We start from the raw sequence: 17,975 nt of genomic DNA, 5'->3' as shown, positions 1-17,975 counted from the left end.
CCGCTCTCCAGGAGATCCTCCCTGTTGCCTGTCCGCTGTCCGCGCGCCTATACGCGCTCGATGATTTCCCTTCCGAAGAGTCCGTACGGGCGGACCATGAGAACGACGATCAACACGACGTACGGGACGATGAGGTTGAGCCCGTGGCCGATGTAGCCGCCGGCGTAGAACTCCAGGAGCCCGATGATCGCGCCGCCGACGACGGCTCCCCGGATCGAGTCGAGTCCGCCCAGGATCACGACCGGGAAGACGCGCAGCCCGATCTGCGCGACGTTCGGGGTCACGCCCACGATGTTGCCGAGCATGATCCCTCCGATGGCGGCCGTCGCCGCCGCCAGCGCCCACGCGGTCGCGAACACCCGCGGGATGCTGATCCCCATGCTGAGGGCGGCCTGCTGGTCGTCGGCGATGGCCCGCATCGCGATGCCGCTCCGCGTGCGCCGGAAGAAGAGCGCGAGTCCGCCGAGCAGCGCGAGCGCCAGCGGAATCGCCACCAGGCGGTCCGCGCTCACCACGGCGGATCCCAGCATCACCTGGCCCTCGGGAAGGAAGGGCGGGAAGGTGCGCGGCTGCGGCCCCCAGATCCCGTGCACGACCGCGCGCAGGACGCTCGAGAGGCCGATCGTGACCATGATCATCGAGATGATGGGCTCGCCGATCAGCGGCCGGAGCACGGTGCGCTCGACCGCGAGGCCGATCCCCGCCGCCACGAGCATCGTGAGCAGGACGCCCGCCGTCCACGGAAGTCCGACCTGGACGAGGAAGAAGAAGACGAGATAGGTCCCGAACAGGAGAAGGTCCCCCTGCGCGAAGTTGATGACGTCGCTCGCCTTGTAGATGACGACGAAGCCCACCGCGGCGAGCGCGTAGATCATGCCCGTGCCCAGGCCCGCCACCGTGAGTTGCAGGAACTGGTCCACGGTCACTCCCCTCCCAGGGGCCCGCCGGGCCCGCCCGGTCCATCGCGTCCATCGAGCCGCTCGATCCGCAGATCGTGCTTCACGTTGGTCGTGCGGCCGTCCTGGTAGGTGATCTCCATCTCCACCGCCACGGAGTCGTCCTCCCCGTACAGCGCCTCGATCAGGGACTCGAAGCGCTCGGCGACGAAGCGTCGGCGCACCTTCCGGGTCCGCGTGAGTTCGGCGTCGTCCGCGTGCAGCTCCTTGTGCAGCAGGAGGAAACGCCGGACGCGGGCCGCCTCGGGCACATCCTGATTCACCGATTCGACGTGCGCCCGCACCAGGTCGTAGACCTCGGGTTTCTGCGACAGGTCGGTGAACGTCGTGTACGCGAGCTGGCGCCGCTCCGCCCACTGCCCCGCGTTCTCGAAGTCGATCGCAATGATCCCCGCCACGTACGGGTGCTCTCCGCCGAAGACCACCGCTTCGCTCACGTAGGGGCTGAACTTGAGCAGGTTCTCGATGAACTGGGGCGAGAAGGTCGTCCCGTCCGCGAGCGACATCACGTCCTTCAGCCGGTCGACGACGACGAGGTGGCCCTCATCGTCGAAGTACCCGGCGTCGCCCGAGTGCAGCCAGCCGTCCACCAGCGTCTCGCCCGTCGCCTCCGGGTTCTCGAAGTACCCCTGAAAGACGGCCGGGCCCCGCGTGAGGATCTCTCCATCGCCCGCCACCCGGACCTCCATCCCGGGCAGCGGCTCCCCGACCGTCTGGTAGCGGATGTCCCCGTCCCGGTGCAGCACCGAGATCCCGGCAACCTCCGTCTGCCCGTAGATCTGCTTCAGGTTCACGCCGAGCGCGTGGAAGAAACGGAACACGTCCGGCCCGAGCGCGGCCCCGCCCGTGTAGCCGTCGCGCAGGTGTCGCAGGCCGAGCTGGTTCTTGATCGGACGCATCGCGACGATCTCCGCGATCCCGCGCCGGAGGCGCCGCCAGCCGTCCGGCGCCCGCCCCTCGAACGCGTCGTCCGCCGCTTCCCCGCCCACCTTCATGGCCCACCCCTGCACGCGGCGCTTCAGCGGCGTCGTGTCCTCCACCATCACCTGCACCTCGGAGACGAGGTTCTCCCAGATGCGGGGCGGCGAGAACATCACGCGCGGGCCGATCTCGCGCAGATCCTGCCGCACGGTGCCCGGCTCCTCGGGGAAGTTCACGGGGAAGCCGACCAGGACGTGGCGGGAGATCGTCATCATCTGCTCTCCGATCCACGCGAGCGGGAGAAACGAGACGAATTCGTCCTCCGCCGCCATCGGGTCCACATCCTGCAGCTGTGCGGCCATGCTGAGCAGATTCGAGTGCGAGAGCACGGCAAGCTTGGGCTTGCTCGTCGTCCCCGAGGTGGTGCACAGGAGCGCGGGATCGTCGGCCCGGACCGCCCCCAGGGCGGCGTCGTACTCGTCCGGCATCCCGCGGTCGCGCTCGGCCCCCCGTCGCTCCACGTCCGGAAACGCGAGGAGCCCGGGCGCCTCGTAGCGGCCGAGTCCGCGCGGATCGTAGTAGATGATGTGCTCGAGGCGGGGCAGCGTGTCGCGAATGTCGAGCACCTTGTCGACCTGCTCCTGGTCCTCCGCGACCACGATCCGCGCCCTTGAGGCTGCGAGCAGATACTCCAGTTCGGTGGCGACCGCGTCCTGGTAGAGGCCGAGGGGGAGCGCGCCGAGCGATTGGGCCGCCAGCTCGCCGATGACCCATTCGGGACGGTTGTCCCCCACGATCGCGATCCGGTCGCCGTTCTCGAGACCGAGTTCGCGGAGCCCCATCGCGAAGTGGCGGACGCGCCGCGCGTATTCGGCCCACGTGATGCTCTGCCAGATCCCGAATTCCTTCTCGCGCATGGCGACGCGCTCGCCGCGGTGCGCCGCCTGCGACTGAAGGAGCCCGGGCAGGCTGCCGTCCACGAATCCCACGCTCATGACCCGCTCACGAGACGGCGCCGGCCGCGGATGCCCCGTGGCCCAGATACGCCTCGATCACGCGCGGATTCGCGCGGACCTCGGCCGGCGGGCCTTCGGCGATGACCTGCCCGAACTCGAGCGCGACCACGCGTTCGGAGATGTCCATGATCACGTCCATGTCGTGATCGATGACGACGGGGGTCGCACCCCACTCCTCGTGCACGTCGAGGATGAAGCGCGCCATCGACTCCTTCTCCTCGGAGTTCATCCCGGCCAGCGGTTCGTCGAGGAGCAGGATCTCGGGGTCGAGCGCCAGGGCGCGGCCGAGTTCCACGAGCTTCTGCTGTCCGTAGGGGAGGTTGCCGACGATGGCGTGGCGGATCGGCTCCAGGTTGAGGAAATCGATCACTTCCTCGACCCGCACGCGGTGCCGGATCTCCCGGCGCCGCTGGGGACCCCAGAAGATCCCGCCGGAAAGGACCCCGCCCCGCATGTGGACGTGGCGCCCGAGCATGATGTTGTCGAGCGCGGTCATGTGCTTGAAGAGTTCGATGCTCTGGAAGGTGCGCGCGACGCCGAGCCGGGCGATCCGGTGCGGTTGCAGTCGGTGGAGCGCATGCGACCGGCCCGCGGCGTCCCGCAGGGCGATCGTGCCCTCCGTGGGCCGGTAGAGCCCGGAAATGCAGTTGAGCACGCTCGTCTTGCCGGCCCCGTTCGGGCCGATGAGCGCGAGGAGTTCGCCGCCGCGGATGTCGAGGCACACGTTCTCGAGCGCCGTCACGCCCCCGAAGCGGAGGGTGACGCCGTCCAAATGGACGTTGGCTCGGCCGTCGGGCTCGTTCATGTCGGCGCCTGCCGCGGCTCGGGACCGTTCCGGGGAACCCCGGGGGAAAACGGGAAGTAGTTGACGAGCGGGCCTCCGGCAATCCTTATGAGCGTATGCTGCATCTCCGATTACGCTCCGCCCCGATCGTCGCCACCGCGCTGGCCGCCGTGCTCGCCGCCGCCGCCGTGACGGGCATGACGGCGCGATCCGACCCGCCGCCGGAAGGGGTCGCCGGGGCGGCGAGTGATTCCGACCTCAGCGAGCGGGCGGCCGCGCGCGACCGGCTCCTCGAGCGCGAACCGGGGCTGGCCCAGGCGCAGGCGGAATGGGGCCGCGACTTCTACTTCACGCGCGCCATCTACTCCGGTTCGCGAGGCTGGTGGGGGGGACGGGGACGCGGTACCTGGTCCACGGACTTCCCGAAGGCCGACCGCCAGTTCCTCTTCATCCTCCATCGCCTGCTCACGATGCTGGACCTGCACGAGTGGGAGAACCCGGTTTCGCTCGCCGACCCCGAACTGCGCCGATTCCCCTTCCTCTACATGCTGGAGGTCGGCTACATGAACCTCTCCGAGGCCGAAATCGAGGGGCTCCGGGGCTACCTGGAGGCGGGCGGGTTCCTCGTGGTGGACGATTTCTGGGGAGAGGAGGCGTGGTACAACTTCGAGTACCACATGTCGCGCGTCCTGCCCGGCCGCCGGATCGAGCCGATCCCGCTGGACCATCCGATCTTCCACCAGTTCTACGACATCGACGAGATCCTGACGGTCCCGGCCATCAACAACGCGGCGCGCGGCCGGTACGAGGAGTGCTGGGGACCCTGCACGCCCACGGTCAGCGGGATCTTCGACGACCGCGGCGAGCTGATGGTCGTCATCAACCACAACACCGATCTGGGCGACGCGTGGGAGTGGTCGGAGAACCCGTACTACCCGATCGACCGGTCGACCTACGCCTACGAACTCGCCATCAACTACATCATCTACGGCCTCAGCCACTGATGGGGCCGATCTCCCGGCGGCGGTTCGGGAGACTCGCCCTCGGCGTCGCGGGGGCGGCGGCCGCCTCCGGACCGCTCCGCGCGCTGCGCGGCCAGCGGCTGCTCGTGGACGGCGACCGGCTCAACCGCCGCCTCGGCGAACTCGCGCGCTTCAGCAGTGCCGAGGAGGGCACGACGCGGCTCGCCTACAGCGACGAGGACCGGGCGGCCCGCGCCTGGCTCTCGGACATCCTGTCCGATCTCGGCCTCGAAGTGCACGTGGATCGGGCCGCCAACCTGATCGGACGCCGGCGCGGCACCGACCCCTCGCTCGCCCCCATCGTCGTCGGCTCCCACATCGACTCCGTCCCGGCGGGCGGGAGCTACGACGGCCAGGTCGGCTCCATGGGCGCGCTCGAGGCGATCGCGACGCTGGTGGACGCGGGCCGCGAGACCCGGCATCCGCTGGAATTCGTGATCTGGGCCAACGAGGAGGGCGGCAAGACCGGGAGCCGCGCGATCGCGGGCGAGACCCTGCCCTGGGAGCGCGACATCGTCACCGCGAGCGGGTTCATGATCGGCGAAGGCACGAAACGCCTGGGCGGCGACCTCACCGACCTGGCCGCGGCCCGGCGGGAGGCCGGCAGCCTGACGGCCTACCTCGAACTGCACATCGAACAGGGCTTCGTCCTCCACCGGGGCGAGCTCGACATCGGCGTCGTGCAGGGGATCGTCGGCATCCGGCGCTGGACCGTCACGGTGGACGGTTTCGCGAACCACGCGGGCACCACGCCCATGGACATGCGGCAGGACGCCATGGTGACGGCCGCGCGCATCATCGACGCCGTGCACGTGACCGCGCGGGAACTGCCCGGGCGGCACGTGGCCACGGTCGGCCGGCTCACCGCCGAGCCCGGCGCGCCGAACGTCATCCCGGGCCGGGTCACCTTCAGCCTCGAGATCCGCGACCTCGCCATGACCGGGATCGACGCCGTGTTCCAGGCGATCCGGGGACGCGCGGAGGAGATCGCGGCGGCGGACGGTACGATGGTCTCCATCGAGCAGTTCTACGAGAGCCGCGCGGCGCCGACCGACCCGCGCCTCCGGGACATCATCGAGGCGGAGGCCCTCGATCTCGGCCTCACGGCGCTCCGCATGCCGAGCGGGGCGGGCCACGACGCGCAGAGCGTCGCACTGCTGGGGCCGGTGGGGATGATCTTCGTGCCGAGCCGCGACGGCATCAGCCACTCGCCGCTCGAGTTCACGGAGCCGGATCAGATCACGGCGGGGACGAACGTGCTGCTCCGGACGCTGCTCGCGGTCGACGCGCGCGGCCTCTGACCCCGGCCGCGCCCGCAGACCTTCCGCGACCGGCCGTCAGTTGCCGATCACGTCCTTCGAGATGCGCATGGCGACCAGCATGTTCGGCACGTCCACGACCTCGGAGATCTTGAGGTCGCCGGCCATCGACGCCAGCTGGTAGGCTTCCTGACGGGACAGGTCCCGGGAGTTCGCCAGGTAGTCGATCATCGCCTCGACGGCGTTCCGCGCCGCCTCGTCGATCGTCGGCGCGAAGCCCGTCACCGCATAGAATTCATCCGTCTCGTAGTGGGGCGACGCGATCGGACCGGCGCCCTTGATGACTTCGAGTTCGTAGACGACGCGCAACGGCCCCTCGATCGCCGTACCGCCCACCTCGCCGTCCCCCTGCGCGATGTGCGGGTCGCCCATCGAGAAGAGCGCGCCTTCCACCAGGACCGGGAAGTACACCGTCGAGCCCTCGACCATGTCGCGGTCGTCCATGTTGCCGCCGTTCTGGCGGGGCGGGATGGTCACGAGCATCGAATCGGTGTCGGGCGCCACGCCCATCACGCCGGGGAATGGCCGCAGCGGGATCCGGACCCCGGGCGCAAAATCGACGCTCGTATCCCCCGGCTCGAACTCGAAGGTCCTGAGATACGGGTCGGGAAACCGGTCGGCGAGGAACCCGAATCCGGGGACGTTCGCGACCCAGCCCCAGTCGCCGAGTTCGATCTCGTGCAGGGTGACCGCGAGGAGGTCGCCCGGCTCGGCGCCCTCGACGTACACCGGTCCCGTCAGCGGGTGGATGGGATCGAAGCTCAGCCGGGCGAGATCCTCGAACGTGGACTCCGGTGTCAGTTGCCCGTCCGACGCCTCCTCGAGATACGCCTCGATGACCGCGCCCGACTCCACGTACAGGATCGGCGGGATCGTCCGGCTCCAGCGGTTGTGCGTCTGGTCCGCGGTCAGCGTGTGCTGGGGCTCCGGCGTCGGCGACACCTCCTCACCGCCCGCCATCTCCTCTGCGGCGCCGGTTCCCTCGCCGGGCGCGCAGCCCGTCGCGAGGACGAGCGAAAGGAGCGGAACCCCGGCGGAGACCCGGCCGGCCGCCATCACTCTTCGTTCGCGACCGTGAAGTGGAGCGTGTCCACGACCGGCGGATCGAGCGGGATGTGCGCCGGGTTGGCCACCACCGCGATGAGGCGGTGTTCTCCGGCCGCGAGTCCCTCCAGCATGTACTCGGTGCTCCCATCCCCCATGTGGATGATCTGGGGGTCGTTCTGCGGGATCAGGTCGGACAGCGGCGTGAGATCCACGTCGACGTACAGGTGATGGTGTCCGGTGCCGACGACCGGCGGCGTGATGGAGACGATCTCGATCCCCTCCGTCTCCATGACGACCAGGACATCCGGACCCACCGTCGCGCCTTCCTCCGGCTGCGTGATCCGGACGGTGACGGCCGGCTCGGCGGGCATCTCTTCGGCTGGTTCGGCGGCCATCTCGGCGTCCTCGGCTTGTTCTCCTCCCCCGCAGGCGATGGCGAGCGAGAGCGGCGCGATGAGAGCAACGTGGATCCATCTCGGGCGCGGGAAACGCATGAAACCTCCTGGACGAACGATCCGTCGATGCGACATTGCTTTGGGACTCGCAGATTAGGGAAACAAACCCGTGCGCGCGAGACGCGCGGGGCGACGCCGCGCGGGATACAACGTTTCCGCTCTCCGCATGTTCTCACACATTGAGCGGGAGTTCACGAGGGAAAAGGCGAACGCATGTCCTTCAGTTCATGGCCGGAGCGCTGATGAGTCCACGCGCGACCTTCCTTGCGCTTGGCATCCTCCTCGCGCCCTCGGGCCGGACCGCCGCGCAGGAACCCCTGACGCCGCCGCTTCCGGGCCCCATGCCCATGGGCGCGGCGTGTGTCGTGCCGGATTCCGTCGGGGAGGGCCTCCGTCGCATCGCGCGAAGGGTCGGCGACGCCGTCGGCGTGTCCGCCCTGCACGTCGAGTCGGGCGCGCGGATTTCGTTCAACGGAGACCGGCCCTACCCGATGGCGAGCGTGTCGAAGGTCCCGATGGCGCTCGAGTTCCTGCGGCGCGTCGACCTCGGGGAGATCGATCCCGCCGAAACCGTCGTGGTGACGGTGGAGGAGTTTCGCCCGGGGCACAGTCCGCTCGCCGCCTGGTCGGGGGCGCGATCCGCGCGCCTGACCGTGGACAGTCTCTTTTCGCTCATGCTCGCCCAGTCCGACAATACGGCGACCGACGTGATCCTCAACATGTCGGGCGGTCCCGAGGCCGCCACGCGCCAGGTCCACCGGCTGGGCGTCGAGGGCGTGCGGGTCGACCGCTCCGAAGCCCGCACCTTCGCGGACCTGGTCGGCCTCCCGGACACGATCCCCGAGAGCGAACTGTATCGCTACCAGTACTTCCGACTGCGCGATGCCCTGCCCGACGCGCACCGCCAGGCCGCGCGCGAGCGCTACGGGACGGACCCGCGGGACACGGCCACGCCGAATGGGATGACGGATCTCCTGCTCACGATCCACGAGGGCAAGGGGCTCACGCCCGAATCGCGCGCCTGGATCCTCGACGTTCTGAACCGGTCGCGGTCCGGACGCGAGCGGATGCGGGGCCGGCTGCCGCAGTCGACCTTCGTCGCGCACAAGACGGGCACGATGGGCGGCGCCATCAACGACGTGGGGATCGTCGCCCTGCCGGATGGCGCGGGGCACCTCATCGTCTCGGTGTTCGTGAACACGCTCCGGCGCCCGACGTGGCGGCGGGAACGCACCATCGCGGAGATGACGCGTCTCCTGTACGACTACTTTGGGGAGGAATTCAGGGGACGGGGCGCCGCGGTCGCTCTCGCGCGACGCTTCGGCGCCCCCTGCACGCTCTGATCAGATCCTGATCAGGAGTCCCGGCTGCCGTTGGCGAAGATCCGGTATAGCGCGGCCCACCCCACGGCGATGTACACGAGCCGGGCGAGCGGGCCGAAGGCGGCGGCCACGAAGTTGAAGCCGATGAGGCCGATCAATCCCCAGTTGAGGGCGCCGGCGAGCAGCAGCGCGTTCGCCACTCTGTTGCAACTCTTGCCGTTCATGTATCTCTCCCGACTGAACCTGGCTGCGGGTCCCGCGACGGGGCGTGGAACCCCGTCCCGGTGACCCGGTATGGTACGGAATCATAGTACGCACGAAGATCGATCGGGTTTCGCAAGGCCGAAAGGACGCCTGCTTGAGACGTCGCGAGTTCTTTGCCGCCCTCTCCGGCCTTCTCGCCGTGGCCGCCTGCGGTGACGGCGCCGGGCCCGGATCGGCGCCGGCCGAGCCGCCTCCTCCGCCACCTCCCCCGCCGGGCGGGCCGGTACCGGGCGCGAACGTGACCGTGAACATCGAGGACAACGCCTTCGTCGACCCGAGCGGAGGCCGCAACGGAGATGCGCAGGTCACGATCCGGAGCGGCGAGACGGTGGGCTGGCGGCACGTCGGCGCGAACCCGCACACGGTGACGTCGACCGATGTGCCCTCGGGCGCGCGGGCCTTCGACAGCGGGACGCTGGGCAGCAACGAGACGTTCACCGTGACCCCGAGCGTGCCGGGCACGTATGTGTACTACTGCGCGACGCACCCGAGCATCATGGTGGGAGCCCGCATCGTCGTCACCTGACACGCCGGTTCGCCGGCCGACGCTCGCCGCTGCAACCCGTCCCCGATTCAACCCTGCCCGCGACGCGCGTGTCGTCTTTCTGAACCTCGCTCGAAACGCGGCGGGGCTTTTGCCATGGGCTGCCAGAGTCGACGGCCACCACCCGGGATCGACGCGGATACAGCGGACACTGATGACACGCGCGCGCCACCTTCGGCTCTCCAGGCCGATCCTCGCCCTTGCGGTGCTTTTCCCCTCTGGACCTCGCGACGTCGCGGCCCAGGAGGACAGTAGCTCCACCATCCAGGCCACGCGGCTGACTGCCGACGAGCGCATCGATCTCGACGGCCGCATCGAGGAATCGGTCTGGGGCCGCATCGAGGCGATCAGCGACTTCCGGCAGCGCGAACCCGTCGAGGCCGGCCCCCCGTCGCACCCCACCGAAGTCCGTATCGCCTATGATCGCGACAACCTGTATATCGCGGCGATTCTGTTCGACGAACCCGACCGCATCCTCGCCCGACAGCGCGCGCGCGACGCGTTTCTGTTCACGGACGACCGGTTCGCCTGGGTGCTCGACACGTTCCGGGACGGGCGCACGGGCTACCACTTCGAGACGAACGCGGCCGGCGCCCTCAGCGACGGACTCATCACGGGCACCGGCGGCGGAGGGCCGGGGGGCGGCGGCGGATTCGGCGGCGTCAACCGCTCCTGGGACGGGATCTGGGAGGTGCGGACGGCACGCCGCCCCGACGGGTGGTCCGCGGAGATCCGGATCCCCTTCCGCACCCTGAACTTCGTCCCGGACGGCGGGAGCTGGGGCATCAACTTCCTGCGGTCGATCCGGCGAAACAACGAGGAAATCCTGTGGCGCGGATACGGGCGGAACGAGGGCCTGAACCGCCTGGTGTTCGCGGGCGAACTGGCAGGACTCGACGGTGTCTCGCAGGGCATCGGCCTGGAGGCGGTGGCCTCGGGGATCGGCAGCTGGCGCAACACCCCCGGCGACGTCGACCCGACGACGTTCCCGCGCGACGTCAGCCTCGACCTCAACTACAGCGTGACGCCGAGTCTCCGCGCCTCCTTCAGCGTCAACACGGACTTCGCCGAGGTGGAGAGCGACCAGCGCCGCGTCAACCTCACGCGTTTCCCGCTCCGCTTCCCGGAGCGGCGCGACTTCTTCCTCGAGGGATCGAGCGTGTTCACGTTCGCCCCCCGCAGCGGCCCGCAGCCCTTCTTCTCGCGACGGATCGGGATCGAGGGCGGCCAGCAGATCCCCATCGACTACGGACTCCGCCTCACGGGTCAGCTCAACGGCGTCGACCTCGGCTTCTACCAGATGGGCACGGGCACTCATTCGTTCGTCGAGACCGGGGTGCCGGCGGATCCGGCAGACCCTCCGCCGGAAGATCACGTTCGCTTCGAAAGGGAGGCCTTCACCGTGGCGCGAGCCCGGGTCCCCATCTTCGAGCAGTCGGCCATCGGAGCGATCTATACGCGGCGGTCCACGGTGGCCGACGCGGACGGCTTCCTGGCGGCGGACCGGCATACGCTCGGCGCGGACCTCGACTATCGAACCAGCAGCCTGTTCGGGAACCAGAATTTCGAGGCCGAGGCGTTCATGGTGTGGAACTCGAATCCCGACCCGGCCGTGTCGCGGACGTTCCAGGACCTCTCCGCCTGGGGAGCCCGGATCAACTTCCCCAACGACCTCTGGTCGGGCCACGTCTCCTACCGGGAATTCGGGGACGACTACAGTCCGGCGGTCGGGTTCGTGGCCCGGAACGACTTCCGCCGCGTGGAGCCGCGGATCGGGTGGTCCCCCCGTCCCGCCATCGACTGGATCCGGCAGGTGGAGGTCTCGGTCCAGTTGAGGAATCTGTGGGAACTGGGGTCCATGATCCTCGAGGAGCAGGAACTTCAGCTGAACTTCATCGACATCGACTTCGAGAGCGGAGACAACCTGAGTTTCGAGGCGGTCCGGACCTACGAATTCCTCGACCGTCAGTTCCAGATCAGCGACGGCATCGACATCGTGCCGGGCGACTACACGACCTGGGACTACCGGCTCCGCGGCCGGACGACGAGCCGCCGTCCCGTCTCGGTCCGGGGCGGGGCCAACTTCGGTGGATTCTGGAACGGCGACCGCGTGCGGGTCGACCTGAACGCGAACTTCCGGCCGAACCCCGGGATCAACCTGGAGACGGGCTACGAGCGCAACGCCGTGTACCTGCCTCAGGGGGATTTCGTCACGAACCTTTATCGCCTCGAAGGTTCGTGGGACCCGACCCCGTGGATCGGCGTGACCAACCAGTTCCAGTACGACGATGTGAGTCGCGTGCTGGGGCTGTTCATGCGCTTCCGCTGGATCCTGCAGCCGGGCAACGACCTCTTCCTCGTCTACACGCACAACTGGCGAAACCTGGAGTCCGGACTCCTCGACGAGCCGGACGATGCGGATCTGATGGGGTGGATGGATCTGAGGACCCTCTCCCGCGGCGCCTCGATCAAGCTGAACTACACCTATCGCTTCTAGTTCGGCCGGGGCCCGTCCCTCGCTTCCGGGCTACCCTCCGAAGGCCTCGAAGAAGGCGAGTTCGTGGCGCATGGCCTCGGCATAGGCCTCCGCCGCCCGCTCCGGCAGGTCCGCGGCCAGATCGTCGAGCAGCCCCTCGAGTTCCGCGGCGAGCCCCTCGAAGTCCGGCGAGGCGTACGTCTCGATCCAGTCGCGATAGGGGTTCTCCGTGTGATCCCCCGCCGACAGGCGCTGCCCGAGCCAGGCGTAGAGCCGCATGCAGGGCGTCATGGCGGCCAGAATCTCGCCGGCTTCCGCGTGCCAGGCCGTGTGGGCGAGGAAGTCCGTGTAGTCCTTTGCGGCGGCGTTCGGCGTCACGTCCTCGAGGTCGATCTCCAGCCGCTCGGCATACGCCCGGTGAAGTTCGAGTTCATCGAGCACGCCCTGCATCAGGGCGTGCAGTCGGCGCGCGACCTCCAGACGGTCGACCGTACGCGCCGCGGCCAGGGCGTAGGCGCTGAGGAAGGCCCGCAGGAAGAAGGCATCCTGCGCCACGTAGCGGCGGAAGGACTCACGGGCGAGCGATCCATCGGCGAGGCCGCGCACGAAGCGCGAGTCGAGACAGGCCTGCGCGAGACCGGCGTTCCGGGCCCAGAGCCTTTCGTGGAGCGCCTCCACTAGTTGAACAGCGTCCCCACGGCTTCGGGCGGGGCGGAGAAGTGGAAACGCGGGACCGGCGCCCGGAAGACGGAACCGTCGCGGCGCCGGAAGTGGTAGAACCCCTCCATATGGCCGGTCGGACCCCGCAGGATGCAGAAACTGTTGTACCGGTGCGAATCCCCCGGTCTCAGCACCGGGGACTGCCCGACGACGCCCTCCCCCTCGACCTCGTGGTCGCCCGCCACGAGATCGTGGATGAGCCAGTGGCGCCAGAAGAGTTGCGCCGTCTCGGCCCCCACGTTCTCGATCGTGATGTGATAGACGAAGACGTAGCGCCACGCCGCGGGATCCGAATGTTCCGCCACGTACTCCGGCCGCACGCGGATGGTCATCGCGTCCGGGACGATGGGAGGAACGCTGGAATCGGGGGTGGTCTCGTGAGGGGCCATTCGAGCGGAGGATACGCCGTCACCGTTGCGCGGGCCACGTCTCGCGCCGCAGAGTATCAGTGCATCGTTTTGTTCGGACCGCACTCCCGGTTCGCGGACGACGGCCGGGCGACAGGAACTTGAGGGAGCATGGAGGAAGCGATGGATTCCCAGCACACGTTCTCACGCCGACACTTCGTGGGCGGCGCCGCCGCGGCACTGGGCGTTGCGGGCCTGAACCCGACCGCCGTCATCGGCGCCGGACTCAAGCCTCCGCCGAAGGGCGTCGAGCCGCTCGACCCCTACGATGATCTCGCCAAGCTCTCCTCCAACGAGAACCCGTACGGGCCCTCGGAGAAGATGCTGGAGGCGATGAAGGGGGCCTGGAAGTACTCGAACCGCTACGGCTATCCCGACGGCGACATCCTCGAGAAGATCGCGGCGTCCCACGGGGTCCCGACCGATCACGTGATGATCAACGCGGGCTCCGGCGAGACGTTGCGCGTGGCCGGGCTGGCCTTCCTCCGTCACGAGGAGAAGGTCGTCGGCGTGTCGCCCACCTACCTCACCGTCTACCGGACCGCCTCCGGTATCGACGCGGATGTGATCGAGCGGCCGCTCCTGCCCGACTACACGCAGGACATCGACGACCTCATCAAGGTCACGAACCGCAACTATCGCGATGTGGGGATGGTCTACATCTGCAATCCCAACAACCCCACCGGCGTCATCGTCCCCGGGGACGACATCCGTCGCCTGCTGGACGGGATTCCGGAAGACATCCCCGTCCTCATCGACGAGGCGTACCACCACTTCATCGAGGACCCGACGTACGAGACGGCCATCCCCTACATCAAGGAAGGCCGCAAGGTGCTCGTGACGCGCACCTTCTCGAAGATCTACGGGCTGGCGGGCATGCGCCTCGGCTACGGGGTCGCGCCGCCGGACATGATCGACCAGATGCGGGACTACGCGACGGGCAGCGTGAACGCGCTCGTGAAGTGGGGCGGCGTCGCCGCGCTCGAGGACAAGGAGTACGAGGCGTGGGTCAAGGAGACCTCGAACACGCTCCGGGACCAGACCGCGGACATCCTCCGAGGGCAGGGGTTCGATGTGCTCCCGTCGGAGACGAACTTCTTCATGGTCCGGACCGGACGTCCCACGTCCGAGGTCAGGGCCGCGTTCCGCGAGCACGATGTCGCCGTGGGCCGGGACTTCCCGCCCATGCTCGACTGGCTGCGGGTCTCCGTCGGGACGGAAGACGAGATGAAGCGCTTCATGACGGCGTGGAACGAGATCTTCCCGGACGGCATGACCGCCGCAGACAGCAACAGCGGCTCGTAACGCTCGGCGTCTGACGTCACTGCCGGCGTTCGAACGAGACTGACTCACATGCCTCACATGCCGGAAACACGCCAAGGACTCCTTGGGCCGCACAGGCGCGGCATGGCGATGTGGCTCGCGCTTGGGGGCGTGATCCTGCATCTGGCCGTCGCGGCGCCGGCCCGGGCCCAGGTGGACCCGAACGCCATCATCGATCGGGTGGACCGGCTGCTGCGCGGTGATTCCAGCCGGGGCGTCGCGACGATGGAGGTCGTGACCGAGCACTGGGAGCGGCGGATGACGATGGAGATCTGGTCGCTCGGCACGGACTATTCGCTCGTCCGCCTGCGGGAGCCGCGGAGGGAAGCAGGAACGGCGACGCTGAAGGCCGCCGAGGACATCTGGAACTACCTCCCCAAGGTTGATCGGACGATCAAGGTTCCTGCCTCGATGATGGGCGGATCGTGGATGGGATCGCACTTCACGAACGACGACCTGGTCAAGGACAGCAGGCTCGTCGAGGACTACGACATCGAGCTCGTTTTCGACGGAGAGGATGCGGACGGGGTGGCCGTCTGGGATTTTCGCCTGACCCCCAAGCCGGAGGTGCCCGTCGTCTGGGGGCACATCGCGTACCGGATCCGGCAGGCCGACGACATGCCGATCCGGGCGGAGTTCTTCGACGAGGACGGCGAGCTGGCCAGGACCGTAGAGCACGGCGACTACGCCGAGTTCGGCGGGCGGATCGTTCCTCGGATCATGAACATGCACCCGGCGGACAAGCCGGACGAACGCACGACGATCCGCTACGAGGAGCTTGAGTTCGACATCGACATCGATCCATCCTTCTTCTCGCTCCGGACCCTGCAGCGCGGGAGATAGCGACGCGTGACGGGCCGGTTGTGGCGAATCGGGTGGCGCAACCTCGGCCGTAACAGGAAGCGAACGGTCCTCACCGCGCTCGGCCTCGGGGTCGGCTACTTTTCCGTGGTGTTCATGGTCGGATGGGCTGAGGGGGTCTCGACGGGACTCGTCGAGAACGCCACGTCGCTCATCAGTGGACAGATCGAGATCCACGATGCCGACTACCGGCCCGAGCGCAGCCTGTACGAGACCATCGGCGGCCGCGAGGGTGCCGACGTGGGGGAGATCCTGCGCACCATCGAGGCCGATCCCTCGGTCGTGGCCGCCGCTCCGCGCGTGTACGCGAGCGGACTCGTGAGTTCCGGCGAAGCGACATCGGCGGGCATTCTGCTCGGCGTCGACCCCGAGCGCGAGGTGGCGCTGACCCGTTTTCTGGATCCCCTGGCAGCGGGCCGCCTGCCTGCCGCCGGCCGATACGAAGCCGTTGTGGGAGACGAGATGGCGCGGCAGCTCGAGCTGAGCGTCGGGGACGAACTCATCGTCGTCGCCTCGGCGGCGGACGGCTCGATGGGCAACGACCTGTACACGGTCACCGGCATCTTCCGGACCGGCCTGCTCGAGTTCGATGCCGGCACCCTGGTCATGCCGGTCGCGGATCTCCAGACGCTCGTGGTCCTCGATCCGGGTCGGGTCCACGAAGTCGCGGTCAGCACTGACGATCCGTCGCAGGCCGACCTGACCGCGACCCGCCTCGCAGCCGCCCTTGACGCTCCCGAACGGGCGATGTCGGTCGCGCCATGGATGGAGCTCAATCCGGTGCTTGCCCAGTATGTCGCGCTCGCCGATGCGACGTACTGGATTTTCATCGTCCTCATCTATTCGGTCGCCAGCTTCGGCATCGCCAACACGACGCTGATGGCCACCTTCGAACGCCGCCGCGAGTTCGCCGTCATGCTGGCGCTGGGTGCATCGCCGCGCTCCGTGGTAGGCACGGTGCTGTCCGAGGCGGTCGCGACCGGCGTCATCGGGCTGGGCCTGGGCACCGCCGTCACGGTGCCGCTGATGGTCTGGTTCTCCACGGCGCCGCCCGACCTCGCATGGCTCTACGGAAATCTCACCGTGGAGGGCGTCCTGCTGACGCCGAGTCTCCGTGTGGGGACCAACGTGCCGGCATGGACCTGGGCGACGATCGGCCTGATCGTCACGGCACTCGTCTCCGCCCTCTACCCGGCACTCCGAGCCGCGCGGGTGCCGCCGGCCGACACTCTGTCGGGCCTGTAGCCGTGCTCCTGCGCGTCCTGGTCCGGCTCGCCCTCAGGAACCTGCGCCGTCATCTGCGGCGCACGGTGCTGACCGCCTCGGCGATGATCGTCGGCGGCGCATTCCTGGTCTGGTCGATCACGGTCGACGACGGCAGTCACGAGCAGTGGATCGACTCCGGTGTGCGCATGGGGAGCGGACACGTGACCGTCGAGCGGCCCGAGTACCGGCTGCGCCGTCAGATCGACAACCGGCTGACGACGGACGTCAGGCGCGCCGCGGAGGAAGCGCTGGCCTCTCCGGAAATCGCGCCGCATGTCGTGACCATGTCCGCCAAGCTCGGCATCAACGGGCTGGCGAGTTCGGCGGCCGGTGCGCGCCCGGCACAGATCGTGGGGGTCGACCCCGTTGCCGAAGCGGGCTTCGGCACGATCGACGATGCGGTGATCGAAGGACGCTACCTCGAGCCCGATGATCGGCTGGCGGCCTATGTCGGCGCCGACCTGGCCCGCAGCCTGGGACTCGAGATCGGATCGCGCTTCGTCGTGCAGGCGCAGGGTGCCGATGGCGAGATTACGGGGCAGCTGCTCCACGTGACAGGGATCTTCCGCAGCCGCGTGTCCGCCATCGACCAGGCGACGATCCACATCACGCTCGCGACAGCCGGCGAGTGGCTCGGTTCCGGGAGCGACGTGACCAACGTTGCGGTCGTCCTGCAGAGCAGTGACAGGACCCGATGGGTCTCCAACCGCTTGGCGCTGGCGTTGGCTGAGCCGGTGGAACGCGGCGAGGCACGCGTCGTACGGTGGCGCGAGGCGAACCCTGTCCTGGCGGCGGGGATCGCGATCGACGAGTTCGGGAATTACGTGATTCAGGGGTTCCTGTTCGTCATCATCGCGTTCGGGATCGTCAACACGGTGCTGATGTCGGTGATGCATCGCCAACGCGAGTTCGGCGTCCTCCAGGCGCAGGGGCTGACGCCGGGTCAGACGGGCGCCGTCGTTCTCATCGAAGGCCTCACGCTGTCCGCTGTCAGCGGGCTTGTCGGCGTCGGCCTGGGACTCCTGGGCACCTGGTATTTCTTCGGCGACGGGCTCGACACGTCGGTCTTCATGCAGGACATCGACGAGTTGACATTCGCGGGCACCGCCGTTGACCCTATCATCGTCCCGATCTTCGGGGTGCGACGCATCGCTCAGATCGTCGCGTTCATTCTCGGCATTGGCATTCTCGCCTCGGTCTATCCGGCGCTGCGCGCCGCCCGGGTCAACGTTACCGAGGCGATGAAGTTCGATCGGTAGCCGCTCTCGAGCC

The 17,975-nt window shown here is 68.5% G+C and carries 17 protein-coding genes; 9 read left to right on the top strand and 8 right to left on the bottom strand.

Going from position 1 to position 17,975, the window contains the following annotated elements; all coding sequences use genetic code 11:
• Positions 1-47: 47 nt before the first annotated feature.
• From ACQY5G_RS07560 to ACQY5G_RS07550, 3 genes are read right to left on the bottom strand one after another with little or no spacing between them, the layout of a single operon-like run.
• Positions 48-920, bottom strand: coding sequence for a branched-chain amino acid ABC transporter permease (locus ACQY5G_RS07560; RefSeq protein WP_428278500.1), 873 nt, complete (start codon positions 918-920; stop codon positions 48-50).
• Positions 921-922: 2 nt separating this feature from the next.
• Positions 923-2,872, bottom strand: a complete 1,950-nt coding sequence (locus tag ACQY5G_RS07555; RefSeq protein ID WP_428278498.1) for an AMP-binding protein — start codon at positions 2,870-2,872, stop codon at positions 923-925.
• 7 nt (positions 2,873-2,879) lie between these two features.
• Positions 2,880-3,698, bottom strand: a complete 819-nt coding sequence (locus tag ACQY5G_RS07550) for an ABC transporter ATP-binding protein (protein WP_428278496.1) — start codon at positions 3,696-3,698, stop codon at positions 2,880-2,882.
• A gap of 95 nt (positions 3,699-3,793) precedes the next feature.
• Between ACQY5G_RS07550 and ACQY5G_RS07545 the strand changes: the two genes are divergently transcribed.
• Together ACQY5G_RS07545 and ACQY5G_RS07540 are read left to right on the top strand one after the other, a co-directional pair.
• Positions 3,794-4,681 (top strand): DUF4159 domain-containing protein, encoded by an 888-nt coding sequence (locus ACQY5G_RS07545; protein ID WP_428278494.1) that lies wholly within the window; start codon positions 3,794-3,796, stop codon positions 4,679-4,681.
• Positions 4,681-6,000 carry a Zn-dependent hydrolase gene (locus ACQY5G_RS07540; protein ID WP_428278492.1) on the top strand — a complete coding sequence of 440 codons (1,320 nt, stop codon included), beginning with the start codon at positions 4,681-4,683 and terminating at the stop codon, positions 5,998-6,000. Before ACQY5G_RS07545 ends, ACQY5G_RS07540 begins: the two co-directional genes overlap by 1 nt.
• 36 nt (positions 6,001-6,036) lie before the next feature.
• Here ACQY5G_RS07540 and ACQY5G_RS07535 read toward each other — a convergent pair whose 3' ends face one another.
• Together ACQY5G_RS07535 and ACQY5G_RS07530 are read right to left on the bottom strand one after the other, a co-directional pair.
• Positions 6,037-7,074 carry an acetamidase/formamidase family protein gene (locus ACQY5G_RS07535; protein ID WP_428278490.1) on the bottom strand — a complete coding sequence of 346 codons (1,038 nt, stop codon included), beginning with the start codon at positions 7,072-7,074 and terminating at the stop codon, positions 6,037-6,039.
• The gene (locus tag ACQY5G_RS07530) at positions 7,074-7,559 is read right to left on the bottom strand and encodes a DUF4399 domain-containing protein (protein WP_428278488.1); all 486 of its coding nucleotides are present in this window, start codon (positions 7,557-7,559) and stop codon (positions 7,074-7,076) included. The genes ACQY5G_RS07535 and ACQY5G_RS07530 overlap by 1 nt, the downstream gene beginning before the upstream one ends.
• 203 nt (positions 7,560-7,762) lie before the next feature.
• On the opposite strand from ACQY5G_RS07530, the gene ACQY5G_RS07525 reads away from it, so the two are divergent.
• Entirely contained in the window at positions 7,763-8,863 is a 1,101-nt protein-coding gene (locus tag ACQY5G_RS07525; protein ID WP_428278486.1) for a serine hydrolase, read from the top strand.
• Positions 8,864-8,874: 11 nt separating this feature from the next.
• Here the strand turns inward: ACQY5G_RS07525 and ACQY5G_RS07520 are convergent, their stop codons facing one another.
• Positions 8,875-9,066, bottom strand: coding sequence for a DUF378 domain-containing protein (locus tag ACQY5G_RS07520; RefSeq protein WP_420614766.1), 192 nt, complete (start codon positions 9,064-9,066; stop codon positions 8,875-8,877).
• A gap of 134 nt (positions 9,067-9,200) precedes the next feature.
• Between ACQY5G_RS07520 and ACQY5G_RS07515 the strand changes: the two genes are divergently transcribed.
• Positions 9,201-9,632, top strand: a complete 432-nt coding sequence (locus ACQY5G_RS07515) for a cupredoxin domain-containing protein (protein WP_428278484.1) — start codon at positions 9,201-9,203, stop codon at positions 9,630-9,632.
• Positions 9,633-9,804: 172 nt separating this feature from the next.
• Positions 9,805-12,147 (top strand): DUF5916 domain-containing protein, encoded by a 2,343-nt coding sequence (locus tag ACQY5G_RS07510; RefSeq protein WP_428278482.1) that lies wholly within the window; start codon positions 9,805-9,807, stop codon positions 12,145-12,147.
• 30 nt (positions 12,148-12,177) lie between these two features.
• On the opposite strand, the gene ACQY5G_RS07505 is transcribed toward ACQY5G_RS07510, so the two are convergent.
• Positions 12,178-12,804: a TenA family protein gene (locus ACQY5G_RS07505; RefSeq protein WP_428278480.1), complete on the bottom strand. Its 627-nt coding sequence runs from the start codon at positions 12,802-12,804 to the stop codon at positions 12,178-12,180.
• Positions 12,804-13,178: a Co2+/Mg2+ efflux protein ApaG gene (apaG, locus tag ACQY5G_RS07500; protein ID WP_428278478.1), complete on the bottom strand. Its 375-nt coding sequence runs from the start codon at positions 13,176-13,178 to the stop codon at positions 12,804-12,806. Before apaG ends, ACQY5G_RS07505 begins: the two co-directional genes overlap by 1 nt.
• Before the next feature lie 198 nt (positions 13,179-13,376).
• On the opposite strand from apaG, the gene ACQY5G_RS07495 reads away from it, so the two are divergent.
• From ACQY5G_RS07495 to ACQY5G_RS07480, 4 genes are all read left to right on the top strand, one after another.
• Positions 13,377-14,558 carry a pyridoxal phosphate-dependent aminotransferase gene (locus tag ACQY5G_RS07495; RefSeq protein ID WP_428278476.1) on the top strand — a complete coding sequence of 394 codons (1,182 nt, stop codon included), beginning with the start codon at positions 13,377-13,379 and terminating at the stop codon, positions 14,556-14,558.
• 108 nt (positions 14,559-14,666) lie between these two features.
• Positions 14,667-15,419, top strand: coding sequence for an outer membrane lipoprotein-sorting protein (locus tag ACQY5G_RS07490; RefSeq protein ID WP_428278474.1), 753 nt, complete (start codon positions 14,667-14,669; stop codon positions 15,417-15,419).
• 6 nt (positions 15,420-15,425) lie between these two features.
• Positions 15,426-16,682: an ABC transporter permease gene (locus ACQY5G_RS07485; protein ID WP_428278472.1), complete on the top strand. Its 1,257-nt coding sequence runs from the start codon at positions 15,426-15,428 to the stop codon at positions 16,680-16,682.
• Positions 16,683-16,684: 2 nt separating this feature from the next.
• Positions 16,685-17,962: an ABC transporter permease gene (locus ACQY5G_RS07480; RefSeq protein ID WP_428278470.1), complete on the top strand. Its 1,278-nt coding sequence runs from the start codon at positions 16,685-16,687 to the stop codon at positions 17,960-17,962.
• Positions 17,963-17,975: the final 13 nt, after the last annotated feature.

The organism is Candidatus Palauibacter sp., from assembly GCF_965261555.1.
Lineage (GTDB): Bacteria > Gemmatimonadota > Gemmatimonadetes > Palauibacterales > Palauibacteraceae > Palauibacter.
This window is presented reverse-complemented; position numbering and strand designations above follow the sequence as displayed.